Raw genomic sequence first — 13025 nt, 5'->3', positions numbered from 1 at the left:
TTTTTTAATAGCTATAATAGAATTTGATGGACTGATTACGCTTACATAGGAGGGAGATGAATTTGTATGGATCATATGATCTTCGAAGTTGGAACCGCATTGTTACTCATAGCGGTATTCTCGCTGATCGCAGGTAAATTCAAGTTTTCAATCATACCTTTTTTAATTGTTTTGGGGATGTTAGTTGGTCCGCATGCACCAACGATTGGTTTAATTGATTTGACCTTCATTGAAAGCAATGAATTAATCACATTTTTAGGACGTATTGGAGTTCTATTTTTATTATTTTATATTGGACTCGAGTTTTCGGTCTCCAAATTAATTAAATCAGGTCGTAATATTGTGTTTGGTGGAACGGTATACGTTCTCATTAATTTTATTATTGGTTTAGCGTATGGATTCATGGTGAATTTTCCACTATATGAAACGTTAATTATTGCAGGCATGTTGTCTGTATCTTCTACAGCCATTGTGGCGAAGGTATTGGTTGATTTCAGACGGACCGGTAATTCCGAAACAGAGCTCATCTTGGGCATGATCTTATTTGATGATTTATTCCTTGCGGTTTTCCTATCCGTGATGTCGGGTCTTCTGCTTGGAGGAGCAACTTCGATTGGTGGAATCCTGCTCTCTGTAGCGATCTCAATGGGGTATATGCTGCTGTTCTTCGTCATTGCAAGGAAAGGAACGCCTTTGCTCAACAAGCTGTTAAATATCACATCCAATGAAATATTTATTATTGTCGTATTTTCACTTTTGTTTTTTATCTCAGGTTTTTCCGAGACGTTGCATGTAGCAGAAGCCATCGGGGCCTTATTGTTTGGACTCGCCTTATCGGAAACCACACATAGTAAGAGGATTGAGCATCTTGTGATTCCGTTCCGAGATTTTTTTGGTGCTATCTTCTTCTTTAGCTTTGGTCTCAGTATTGATCCATTAACACTTGGTGACGCTGCATGGATTGCGATAGGGGCTGTCGTGCTAACCATGGTGGGGAATATTGTAGCGGGAATGATTGCAGGCCGGAATGCGGGGCTATCTCATAAGGCTTCAACTAACATTGGCCTTACGGTTATGGCTCGTGGAGAGTTCACGATTATTGTAGCTAATTTAGGCATGTCCGCAGGATTATTACCGATTCTCAAACCATTTTCTGCTCTATATGTGTTAATATTGGCTATTATTGGGCCGTTACTGGCGAAAGAATCGAAACATATCTATAAGGGCTTAAACAAATTATTTAAATGGAACAAAGGTAAAGAAAAATCGAAAAATGCAAACTGATATATTGAATGGTGGAGGTATACGTAGATGGGAACTATAAGAGAATCTGATCTTCCTGGAATCGGGAAAAAGTATCAGATGGAATCGAATTCGGGTAGTAAGATAGTTGTTGTCATTCATAATGATGGAAGAAGAGAACTCTATCATTTTTTAGATGAGGATCCAGATGAATGCATCTCTCAAGTCAGCTTGGATGATGAAGAGTCTAGACAGATCGCGTCCATTATTGGAGGCATGCAGTACAAACCCAAAGAGCTCGATACAATTCAAGTGACGCTTGATGAACTTGTAATTGAATGGTGCAAAATAGAACCACACTTTAAATGTAATAATAAATCGATTAAGGAATTACAAGTTAGAGCACGAACAGGGGCAACGATTCTTGCTATTGTTGAGAAGGGCAAGCAGAAGATTAATCCTGGACCAGAAGATAAACTAATGGTGGGTATGACGCTCGTTATAGCTGGAGAGAGAAAACAAATTAAGCTGCTGAATGATTTACTGCTAGAAGGATAAAGCAATTTAATGAGTTGTGATAGAAAAAGTCAGGTCGAGAAAATGAGATACGCAAGTAAATAACAACATATAGGAACACCATAAGACGCTCGGTAAACGCTTACAGGGGCGTCTTTATTTTTGCAGTATTTTAGATCCCTCTTTGTGTGTATAGATTATACCCACCCCGTAAACTCAAGTATAGACGCTTTTGTAGATTGCGCTCCTGCACGTGCCCCTTTACGCCATTGTTTGGGAGACTCTCCCTTAAGTTTGGAGAAACATCGATTGAAGCTGGAAATGGATTGAAAACCGACTTGCTCGGAGATGGAAAGTATGGAATCATCCGTACTTTTTAATTTCTTACAGGCTTCTTCAATTCGGGTGCTGTTTAGGAAATCGAGAGGTGCCGTCCCCATCATTTCATGAAATTTTCTTCGGAAATGAGTGGTACTTAAGTGACACAGATCGGCCAAAAAATCGATGGTGATCGGTTTCATATAGTGTTTAGTTATATACTCCAGTACCGGAGAAATGACAAAATCGTCTTTCTGCTTGTGCTCGGATTCTTGATTTTCCAATGGTTCATTCATGGAATAAATTCTAAGGAGTTCTATGTATAGGGATAGCAATAAACCATAGGCACTTTCCTGATAGTAAGAATTTTGCTGTTTTAATTCTTCTACGACCGACGTAGCGAGTGTATAAATCTTAGGATGTTTCTCCTTGCTTAATATACAATTCGTTCCCTTTAGCATCCACAAATTTGGCTCGAAGTTATGGTATGCACCTTTAAATGAATGCTTAAAGAGGTCTTCAGGTGAAAAAAAGAGATAGGACCAGAGACTAGCTGTGTTTGGCGAACTGTACGTCGTATGAGGGAGATACCTCGGAATGAAGGTTACATCGCCAGCTTTAAAAGGTACAGATTCCCCTTTGATCTCCATGAAGCCACTATCCGAATGACATATGCCAATCTCCAAATGGTTATGGAAATGGAGATGATTGCTTTTGATATCGGAAATCTTCCAACGTTCACCGCTTAATAGCAAGATAGGGAAGTGGATAGGCAAGCTATAGTGGCGATATTCAATGACGGGTTTCTTTTTTCTGGGCATACTCTATATCCCCATTCCGTTGATTTGTGCCTTAGTATAGGTCAACATTATGCCAAATTCAACCTTTAATATGAAATAAATGGTTGTAAATGCGTAGTTTTTCTTTGGATATGCTTAGATCTAGACCTTAAAGCTGTTTACAATAGAATTAATAAAGCGCTTCCATATGAGAGGGGAATACAGATGCTTCAATTAAATTATGACAGGGAAAAGATGTTAAACGTCATCGACAACGTCGTCAAAAAAACAATGGCGATGGATTTAACGTGGGACTGGCCTTGCGGTGTGGCTTATTATGGTGTATCCAGAGCCTATCAAACCACAGGGAATAAAGAGTATTTGAATATGCTTGTCCATTGGGCAGATGAATATATTGAGCTGGGCTTGCCGCATTGGACGGTAAACACATGTGCCATGGGCCATATGCTGATTACGTTGTATGAAGAAACAGAGGATCAGAAGTATTGGGATATTGTGATGAGTAAGGTGGATTACCTCCAGAATCATGCGCTCAGGTTTGGAGACAACGTTCTGCAGCATACGGTATCGGCTAAGAATGATTTCCCGGAACAGGCATGGGCGGATACCTTATTTATGGCGGCATTTTTTCTGCTTCGAGTAGGAACCAAATTAAAAGATGAGGCAATGATCCAAGATGCCTTAAATCAATACTACTGGCATATCAAATACCTGCAAGATCCTAGCAGTGGGTTCTGGTATCATGGCTACAATAATATCGAGCAGGATCACATGTCCGGATTTTTCTGGGGACGAGCGAATGCTTGGGGAGCATACACCATGTCACAAGTCAAAATGCATTTGAAAGACTGGTACTTATATCCACAGTGCATGGACGTGGAGTGTTCACTTCGGGATCAACTGGCGGCACTGAAGCTTGTGCAAACGGAGAATGGCTTGTGGCGGACCGTACTGAATGATGAGGAGTCCTATGAAGAAGTATCTGCCTCTTGCGGTATTGCGGCTGCCATGATTAATAACGGCAATCCACTACATACCAAGTATGTGCAAAAGGCTTTGGTGGGCGTCTTGAACAACATTACCGAAGATGGACGAGTGCTGGGGGTATCAGGCGGAACAGCGGTGATGAAAGACCGGGATGGGTACCGCAATATTCCAAAAGACTGGATTCAAGGCTGGGGTCAAGGCTTAGCACTCTCTTTTCTGTCCGATATGCTTAGATAGGAGGGGTCAACCTTGTCCAAAAAAACAACGGGAGCTTTTACACTACCAGGCGAATCTGGTTATGAGATTATAAACGAGGGGTACGGCATTTATTCTACAATTTGTATCATTAGAGATCATAACGAGTGGGCGAGCCAGAATCTTGATAAGCTGCAGCAGTGTTTTTTAATTACCAATCCCAAGGTAGCTGTACAAGATTATATATCTATCTATCTGATGGAGGATTTCTTTGAAGAACAATTCAGAGTAAATGACTCCAAAGAGGCGATGAAGTACTGGCAGGTATATGACAGAACAATCGGGGAAGAAGTTTCAAGAGAACAGTGGAATTATGAAAGAGAATCGGGAAATGTGGTCATTACTGGACTTGTTCCTTGGCATAAGTACACAGTAAGTTTCATGGCTTACCGGATCTGGGAAGAGATCTCTATGTATAATCATACAACGAATCATTGGGACAAAGAGCATTTGATGCAGATTGATCCTATCTATTTAGAAACGCAAAGGTATCTGCTGGAGTGGATGGAAGATTGGTGTCTTAAGCATAAAGAAACAACAGTTGTTCGCTTTACCTCCTTATTTTATAATTTTGCCTGGATTTGGGGCAGTCATGAGCGCAATCGCCATTTGTTCACGGACTGGGGGTCATACGATTTTACGGTAAGTTCAAGGGCGCTTGATCTGTTTGAAAAAAAATATGGGTATGCGCTCACAGCTGAAGATTTTGTGAACGGTGGGAAATATCGCGTCAGTCATATCCCGGCGCAGCAGCGCAAGCTGGATTACATGGCGTTTATCAATGATTTTGTCATCGGATTTGGTAAGAAATTAATTGATATCGTGCATAATCATGACAAGCTGGCGTATGTCTTTTATGATGACAGCTGGGTTGGCATGGAGCCTTATAATGACCGCTTTTACGAGTTTGGATTTGACGGGATGATTAAATGTGTGTTCTCAGGATATGAGGCAAGGCTGTGTTCAGGTGTGAAAGTAGATACTCATGAGATTCGGCTGCATCCCTACTTATTTCCGGTTGGTTTAGGTGGACTTCCTACTTTTATGGAGGGCGGCGACCCCACACTCGATGCCAAGAAGTATTGGATTCACATCCGGCGCGCTCTGCTACGTGAGCCTGTTGACCGGATTGGACTGGGTGGATATCTGCATCTGGTAGAGCCTTATCCGGATTTTTGCGATTACATCGAAAAGATTGCTAATGAATTCAGAGAAATCAAAGAGCTGCATTATAAAGGTAAACCCTATCAAATAAAGACGAAGGTAGCCATTCTGCATAGCTGGGGCAAATTAAGATCGTGGACATTGTCCGGCCATTTCCATGAAACATATATGCATGATCTGATCCATATCAATGAAGCCTTATCGGGACTACCCATTGAAGTGCAGTTCATTGATTTTGAAGATATCCGTCAGAGAATACTTCAGGATTGTGATGTAGTCATCAATGCAGGGTCTGCCGGTTCAGCGTGGAGCGGTGGAGAGCATTGGAATGACCACAAGTGTGTGGACTTACTGACCAAATGGGTGTATGAGGGTGGTACCTATATTGGAATTAACCAGCCTTCGGCTGTCCATGGATACGACAGCTTTTTCAGAATGGCACATGTTCTCGGGCTAGATGAGGATACCGGTGCAAGGGTAGCTCATGGCAGATGGGCTTATGAGGCTCAGGACGAGCATGGTTTGGTACCAGAAGGGGCCAGCATAACGCCCAAGAATAACATTTATCTTACCGATGGGTCAGCTGAAGTAGTGGAGGAAACGAGTGGCATGATCACACTGTCTACTCATGCCTTCGGGAAAGGCAAGGGGATCTACCTTCCTTCTTTCGAATTCAGTTGGGAAAATACTAGATTACTGCTGAATATGATCCGCTTTGCAGGTGGTGAGTTACATGAAACGAAATACATTACAGATAACTTATATACAGAGTGTGCTTACTATCCAGAAAGTAGAATCTTAGTTGTTATCAACAATAGCGATCAAGTTCAAAGAACGACGATTGATACGGAGTATGGAAAACAAACGATGGAATTAGATCCGTATGACACGATAATAAGAACGATTGGTGATTAATATATTCGGGTAAAGGCCTTCGGATATTCATACCAAGGAGTTATTCCAATGACTAAGTTCAAGGGATGCACTTCATATTGAAGTGACCCCTTGAACTTAGATAGGTATTATATTGGGCGATTTACCTAGCATGGTGTGGTGTCAGCTGGCACAACAGATTTTCATTACATGTTACATTTTATAAATGCTTATTTCTTCTTGCCACTAAATCAGAAGACAACTGGTTTGTGCGCTGCTTATTCAGCGGATAGAAGAACACAAGGATGAGGAATACCACAAGGAAGATAATGCCCGGTACCAAAGTTGCCAGAGAAAAGATTCCCTGTAATGTATCTTCCGACTGCTTCTCTATGCTAGCGTTATATCCTACCGCTGCGATAGCGAATCCGCCAATACCTCCTGCAATGGCCTGACCGATTTTTCTTGCCATAGAATAGAGCGCATACACGGTCGCATCTTCCCGCAATCCAGATAAAAATTCATGATAATCGATTACATCCGTAACGAACGCCCAGGAAACGATGCTCATGAAGCCCATTCCGAACATCCCAATGCCGGCTACGATAATGTATTGCGTCACAGTAGGCTCGGGTAAGAGAAAGAGGATAAAATACGAGATGGATGCGATCAGCATTCCCATCGATGCGATTTCCTTCTTCCCGAACCTGGCAACTAGCGGCTTAGCTAACGGAATGGCAAGGAACGTAGCGACGATCTGGGATAAACCTACCACACTTAATGCAGCGGTATTACCGAAATAATCTTTAAACAAATAGGTATTTACCGTACCGGATAACATCGTACAAACGAGCATGATAAGTGAGGCAGCCAAAATGGAAATCAAAGGTTTATTTTTGACCAAGCTTTTCATTGTGGTTCTCATATTCATTTTTTCTTTCGTTGCTTCAGACGCTACAATCCGTTCTGTCGACAGCTTGTAGCAAGCCAGATAGCAGCATATGGCCAGAACGCCGAAGATTACAGAGGCCATGAACATACGATCTGCAGAAATCTTATTATCCACAAACACGATCAAAGGACCGAGCACACCAATGACAAGGCCAGCTAACATGGCGCCCATCGTTCTCCAAGTGGATAACGTTGTACGGTGGACCGGGTCTTCGGTGATCACAGATGCCATGGATCCGTAGGGAATGTTCACTGTGCTATACAAAGTTCCCCATACGATATACGTCACGAATGCCCAGGCGAGATAGAACCCGTCAGACATGCCTGGAATGGAGACGAACATTAACACACCTGAAACAACGAGCGGCAAGGACATTCTTAAAATCCATGGTTTGAATTTTCCTGTTGGAGTTGCCTTTCTTGTATCGATGAACCTTCCCCAGGCCATATCCGCGAATGCATCCCACAAACGGGCGACCAGAAACAGTATACCTACCGTCGCCGCGCTAATATGGAAAATGTCCGTGTAAAAAACCATTAAAAAAGAGCTGGTGAGAATAAAGAAGAAGTCGTTCCCCAAATCGCCGAACAAATAACCGAACTTATCTCGCCACCCGAATGGACGGTTTTGGTCGATCGGGGTGTGCACATCACTTTTCAGAGCAGGGGTGGACATATTTGCACGCTCCTTCTTTATTTCATCTTTTTAATCTGGATCAATTCTTTGTTTAATCGGTATAGCAATTTGTCGGAGAATTCGTCCGATAGAGAAGCGATCATATCAATTTTGAGCGATTTCAACATATCGAACATCGGATTTTCGCTTAAGTCGCCCATGTACTTTTTCAGTACCTCACGGGTCTGTTCATTTTCCATCAGCGCTCCAATGGTATCGCGTGACGAATACACGTCCGGAGTAATCTCGAGCTCTTCCATTACAATGTCCTCGTTCGCATCCTCCGGCATCTTAAACCAGTTTGAAATGACTCCGCCTTTATCTTCCGGAGCTTCATAGCTCAGATTCGGCTCAGCGATTCTGTTAAATCTTGCAACATCCTGATAGATCGCATCGTCTATTCTGGAAACCGCTTTGATCTCGTTTAAGCCGTCCTGCAAGAGGACATTCTCGAAATGGAAGATATGATTATCGCTAGTTTTCGCTGCCACTTCAGCGCCGTTAACATGCAAGATCACTTCATCGCAGTTCGAATAAATTTTTACAGTGATTTCCGAATCTGTCCGGTCAACGAAACGTTTACCGGCAATATGAACGAACTTTGTATCAGACCAATTGGCTTTGTACAAATAGAAAGCATCTTTTTTGATTTTTCGATCATACGTGACTAAGCCTTTGTTGTTTCTTCCCTTCACGCCGCCTTCATCGCGAATGTTGGCACCAAAGTCGAACATATTCCACACATAGGTCGCCCAGAGGAAAGGGCGCTTCTCAAAAATACTCCATACCTTTTCATGAACTAGAGCATGATATTCTTCCGTATAGTCCTTCACCTTAGGATCGCTCGTGTGATATTGGATGATTCCCTCTACGCCATATTCGGAAATGCAAAGATTTACGCTCGGATTCATCTCGTGATAACGATCCAGCCAGCCGGCGAAGTCTTCTGGCTTTCCACCGTACCAGCCGAAGTAATGGTTATATCCGATCGTATCGGTGATGTAGTTGTACTCATCATCCATTTCTACGAAGCTGACATTTGCCATGGTTGTAAGACGAGTCGGATCTTCCTTTTTCGTCAGTTCATTCAATTCTTTGACCAGTCTTCTAACTTCCGGTCTGTCGCCTCCGATTTGGATTTCGTTTTGTACTCCCCAAAACATAATGGAGGGATGATTGTAGTTCTGACGGATGAGTTCCATCATCTGCTGCTTTGCGCTCTTGCCTTCGAGTTCTGTTTTCGACATGACTGAAATAAACGGAATCTCTGCCCAAATGACCATGCCCTCTTGGTCGCAAAGATCGTAGAAATACTGATCATGTTGATAGTGAGCGAGGCGAATCGAAGTAGCACCGATTTCTTTGATGAGCTCCATATCTTCTTTATGTTCTTGTTTTGTAATGGCCCACCCCATGTCTTTACGATCTTGATGCCGGGAAACCCCGTGCAGTGGAAGATGCTCGCCATTCAAGAAAAATCCTTGATCCGGATCCACGGTGAAATATCGTAAGCCGAATGGAATAGAAACCTCGTCAATCGTATCGTTGAAGCTTGTTAAGGATATATTGGCTTGATAGAGATAGGCATTTTTTCGTCCGTTCCATAGTTCCGGATTCTCGATTACGGCAGGGACGGTCACTTCCTTCGTTTCTCCGGCCCCTAGGATAACTTCTTGCGCCGCATATCCAGCAGATTCTCCTTGCTGATTGAGAAGATCCACCCATAGTCTTACTTTCTTTTCTTCGTGCCGATCATTCGTGATCTTTGTTTTAATGCTCAAGCTAGCTCGTTCTTGCGTGACTTCGTCCTGGACGATATAAATGCCTTGCGAGCCGTAATCGAGCAAATCGAAGTGGACCGGATTCACGATCACCAGATTTACATCACGATAGATTCCGCCGTAGAACGTAAAATCGGCCATTTGGGGATATACATCGTCGTAGACCGTGTTATCTACCTTCACAGTCAGTATATTTGTCTTGCCGAACTCGATCGCTTCCGTAATATCGAAGCGGAAGATGGAATACCCTCCTCGGTGCTGTCCGACATGGATGGTGTTTACGTAAACATCCGTAATGCTATTGGACCCATGAAATTCGATAAAAACTTTATTGCCTTTCTCACGGGACAAAATGGTAAACTCTTTTCGGTACCAGAAAGCTCCTTTGAGATATTCATAACCGTTCGCTCCGTCAATAGCATTCCAAGTATGAGGAAGATCGATAGGTTCGCAGTTCTCGTTCTGAAAGGTCGATTGAATTACGCTTTCGTCGTCATCCTTCAAAAATACCCAGCCCTGGTTAAGATTTATTGTCTTTCGCACAGCAAGACCCCCCTTAGTTGATAAAGCCCTTAGCACTATATAAAATAATGTGAAAGCGCTTTAATTGGATTGTATTAGTTCTTAGGTCTTGGGTATCGCACGATTTTTTCTTTAGTAGCACATTTTTAAAAAATATAAATCGTAAAGGGGAGGTTTATATGAGCAATATCCTTGAGACTTTTCTAGGTGACTTTCCAAAAATGGGCCTTGTAATCAATACACTTACGAAAATGGATGTGCGAATCATCGATCCAAATGGAACTGTGCTCGTTCAGCAGATCAGTCATGAATTTCCTGCTGTGCTGCACAATATCGATCAGGATTTTTCCGTCATCAACAGTAGTCTTGAAGAACATCTGCCAAATCATTTTATTTATTATGTGAATTCCTATGGGCTCGGGTACATTGCGGTGGGGATTTGGAATAAGCAGCAATTTTATGGATCCATTGCAATAGGGCCTTTATTGTCGAGCATTCCTTCTAAAGACTCCATGAGCTATATCATGGCGAATAATCAACTGCCAATCGGTCAGCAGGTACTCTTGTGGAATTTTTATGAGTCGCTTCCGGTGATTTCTAGTATGGAAAAGGAGGCGCTGGGCTATTTGCTTGTCCGTCTATCTAATTATGAGCCGATTCAAGCACACGAGATAGCTCTGCAGTCAAAGCGCTACCCTTCTGAAGACAGAACCGAAATCCATGCGGAAAGCAACAAATCTATCGAGGAGAGATACGAGGGCGAGAAGATAATGATTGATTTAATTTCGAAAGGAGATAAGAAAGCGATCCGAATGATCTTTAAGGAAGAGGCCCCACTGCAGCTATTTTTGAATCGCTTTCCGGGTCAGCCGATTCGCGCTGTCAAGAACAGCCTGTTGGTGTTAAATACACTATGCAGAATCTCGGCTGAGAAAGGGAGCGTTCATCCCTTATTCATTCATCATATATCTGGGAAATTCTCTATTCTGATTGAAAAAATTTCTTCTCTTCAGCAAAGCAACAGTTTGCTGATTCAAATGATCAATGAATATTGCGAAATGATTCATACCTATTCAACCCGTAGTTACAGCTTCATTGTGAAGAAAGCGGTGGATTATATTCAATTATTTTTGGATCATCCTTTGACATTAGAGGAAATCGCGGATGTAATTAAGGTGAATCCAACCCTTCTTTCCAGAAAGTTTAAGGAGGAGACAAACATGAATGTGATTGAATATATCCACTCTATGAGGGTCGAAAATGCAAAACTATTTTTAAGCAGGGGGAAGTATAGCATCACCGAAGTCGCTTTCATGGTAGGATTTAATGATGCCAATTATTTCACAAGGGTATTTAAAAAAATCACTTCTCTCACCCCATCCCAATATATAAAAAAATGCGTAAAAAACTCGGTGCAACACACTTGATTATCTGGAACAAAATGACAGTTATGCAGTTGTTTGATACCTCAGATCATGTAAAAAAGAGGGGATCTAGCCCCTCTTTTTTTACCGTACCTATGTAGATTATTCTCTCTCCAGCGCTCTCATCGACTCAGCAACTTTTACCATCATGGAGCATTCAACCCGCTTGCGGAATACATCACAGCTAAAGTCATAGATGCCGTTGATGGAACCCGTCGCGTGCAGGGCATTAGCAGGACAGCCGCCGCTGCAGTAGAGCTTGGCCCAGCAATCTTTGCATTCTGGCTTCGAGTAGCAGTTGCTCTCTTTAAATTGACATTGCAAGTCAGGTTGTGTGATCCCGTCCCAGAGGTTTCCCATGCTATACGCTTCATCTCCAACGAATTGGTGGCAAGGGAAAAGCTCTCCCCATGGCGTAACAGCCAGATACTCTGTTCCTGATCCACAGCCGGTAATTCTTTTCTGAATGCAAGGGCCTTCCGATAGGTCAAGCATGTAATGATAAAAGGTAAAGCCTTCACCTTGTTCATCACGCTCAATCATTTCCTTGGCGAGAATTTCGTACTGGTTATAAATTTCCGGGAGGTCCTTTTCGGTTAGCGCATAAGGCTCCCTCGGATCACAGATAACCGGTTCCATCGAGATTTTATCAAAGCCAAGGTCTGCGATATGAAAGATATCGCTCGTGAAATCGACATTATTCCGCGTGTAGGTTCCTCGTACATAGTATTCCTGGTCTCCGCGCTTTCGGATGAATTCCTGGAACTTCGGTACAATATGATCATAGCTTCCTTTTCCGGTAACGGTTGTGCGGAGCCGATCATGAACCTCTTTTCTTCCATCCAGACTGAGTACGACGTTGTACATTTCCTGATTTAAAAATTCGGTGACCTCATCGTTCAGCAGCATGCCGTTTGTGGTGAAGGTGAAACGGAACTTTTTGTTATATTCCGGTTCCTTACTTCTGGCATAAGCGACAATCTGTTTGACGACTTTCCAGGCCATAAGCGGTTCGCCGCCGAAAAAGTCAATGTCAAGGTTTCTGTGATGACCTGAATTTTCTAGCAGGTAATCGATCGCCTTTTGTCCAACCTCATAGCTCATGATGGCCCGATCGCCATTGTATTTTCCCTGACTCGCGAAGCAATAGTCGCAGGATAGATTGCAGGTATGTGCGACATTGAGACAGAGCGCTTTAACATACGTTGTTCGATTTCTTAAATCCTTGGAGAGATTTTCATACGGATCGTTCGTAAAGAGCTGTCCCGTATTTTTGAGCTCCTCAACAGCCGCGAGGGTATCACGAATGTCTTTCTCCCTAATGTCTGCATCGTGCTTATATTGTTCCAGCATCATACTCAGAATTTTTTCTGGAGAAGTATGCTCATACAGCTCAATGATTTGGTATGCGAGGTCATCAACAACATGTACAGAGCCGCTGTAGGTGTCGAGTACAATGTTGTATCCGTTCAGTTGATATTGATGAATCATCCTTGTTAATCAAGCTCCTTTTATG

9 protein-coding genes are annotated in these 13025 nt (G+C 42.6%); 5 read left to right on the top strand and 4 right to left on the bottom strand.

What is annotated here, in order from left to right; genetic code table 11:
- The first annotated feature begins 66 nt into the window (after positions 1–66).
- Positions 67–1284 carry a cation:proton antiporter gene (locus KFT32_RS17335; RefSeq protein WP_211748492.1) on the top strand — a complete coding sequence of 406 codons (1218 nt, stop codon included), beginning with the start codon at positions 67–69 and terminating at the stop codon, positions 1282–1284.
- A 27-nt stretch (positions 1285–1311) separates the two neighbouring features.
- Positions 1312–1800, top strand: a complete 489-nt coding sequence (locus KFT32_RS17330; protein WP_211748491.1) for a cation:proton antiporter regulatory subunit — start codon at positions 1312–1314, stop codon at positions 1798–1800.
- Between the two features lie 155 nt (positions 1801–1955).
- Here the strand turns inward: KFT32_RS17330 and KFT32_RS17325 are convergent, their stop codons facing one another.
- Complete coding sequence (locus KFT32_RS17325; RefSeq protein WP_211748490.1) at positions 1956–2897, bottom strand: helix-turn-helix domain-containing protein; 942 nt, start codon at positions 2895–2897, stop codon at positions 1956–1958.
- A gap of 183 nt (positions 2898–3080) precedes the next feature.
- Here KFT32_RS17325 and KFT32_RS17320 point away from each other — a divergent pair, with 183 nt between their 5' ends.
- Both KFT32_RS17320 and gnpA read left to right on the top strand, forming a co-directional pair.
- Positions 3081–4100 (top strand): glycoside hydrolase family 88/105 protein, encoded by a 1020-nt coding sequence (locus KFT32_RS17320; protein ID WP_211748489.1) that lies wholly within the window; start codon positions 3081–3083, stop codon positions 4098–4100.
- A 12-nt stretch (positions 4101–4112) separates the two neighbouring features.
- Positions 4113–6197, top strand: a complete 2085-nt coding sequence (gnpA, locus tag KFT32_RS17315) for a 1,3-beta-galactosyl-N-acetylhexosamine phosphorylase (protein ID WP_211748488.1) — start codon at positions 4113–4115, stop codon at positions 6195–6197.
- A 178-nt stretch (positions 6198–6375) separates the two neighbouring features.
- On the opposite strand, the gene KFT32_RS17310 is transcribed toward gnpA, so the two are convergent.
- Complete coding sequence (locus tag KFT32_RS17310) at positions 6376–7782, bottom strand: MFS transporter (RefSeq protein WP_211748487.1); 1407 nt, start codon at positions 7780–7782, stop codon at positions 6376–6378.
- Between the two features lie 17 nt (positions 7783–7799).
- Positions 7800–10106, bottom strand: a complete 2307-nt coding sequence (locus KFT32_RS17305) for a glycoside hydrolase family 2 protein (RefSeq protein WP_211748486.1) — start codon at positions 10104–10106, stop codon at positions 7800–7802.
- A gap of 158 nt (positions 10107–10264) precedes the next feature.
- On the opposite strand from KFT32_RS17305, the gene KFT32_RS17300 reads away from it, so the two are divergent.
- The gene (locus KFT32_RS17300; RefSeq protein WP_211748485.1) at positions 10265–11512 is read left to right on the top strand and encodes a helix-turn-helix transcriptional regulator; all 1248 of its coding nucleotides are present in this window, start codon (positions 10265–10267) and stop codon (positions 11510–11512) included.
- A 99-nt stretch (positions 11513–11611) separates the two neighbouring features.
- On the opposite strand, the gene scfB is transcribed toward KFT32_RS17300, so the two are convergent.
- Complete coding sequence (scfB, locus tag KFT32_RS17295; protein WP_211748484.1) at positions 11612–13000, bottom strand: thioether cross-link-forming SCIFF peptide maturase; 1389 nt, start codon at positions 12998–13000, stop codon at positions 11612–11614.
- Positions 13001–13025 lie beyond the last annotated feature (25 nt).

It is taken from the genome of Paenibacillus sp. Marseille-Q4541, assembly GCF_018310695.1.
In the GTDB taxonomy this organism is placed as follows: Bacteria; Bacillota; Bacilli; order Paenibacillales; family Paenibacillaceae; genus Paenibacillus.
Note: the sequence above shows the minus strand (reverse complement) of the source record. Positions and strands in the feature narration are given on the sequence as shown.

Coding starts and splice junctions, on each gene's coding strand:
- KFT32_RS17325 (WP_211748490.1), bottom strand. CDS start 2,897: ATGCCCAGAAAAAAGAAACCCGTCATTGAATATCGCCACTATAGCTTG.
- KFT32_RS17310 (WP_211748487.1), bottom strand. CDS start 7,782: ATGTCCACCCCTGCTCTGAAAAGTGATGTGCACACCCCGATCGACCAA.
- scfB (WP_211748484.1), bottom strand. CDS start 13,000: ATGATTCATCAATATCAACTGAACGGATACAACATTGTACTCGACACC.
- KFT32_RS17330 (WP_211748491.1), top strand. CDS start 1,312: ATGGGAACTATAAGAGAATCTGATCTTCCTGGAATCGGGAAAAAGTAT.
- KFT32_RS17320 (WP_211748489.1), top strand. CDS start 3,081: ATGCTTCAATTAAATTATGACAGGGAAAAGATGTTAAACGTCATCGAC.
- KFT32_RS17335 (WP_211748492.1), top strand. CDS start 67: ATGGATCATATGATCTTCGAAGTTGGAACCGCATTGTTACTCATAGCG.
- KFT32_RS17300 (WP_211748485.1), top strand. CDS start 10,265: ATGAGCAATATCCTTGAGACTTTTCTAGGTGACTTTCCAAAAATGGGC.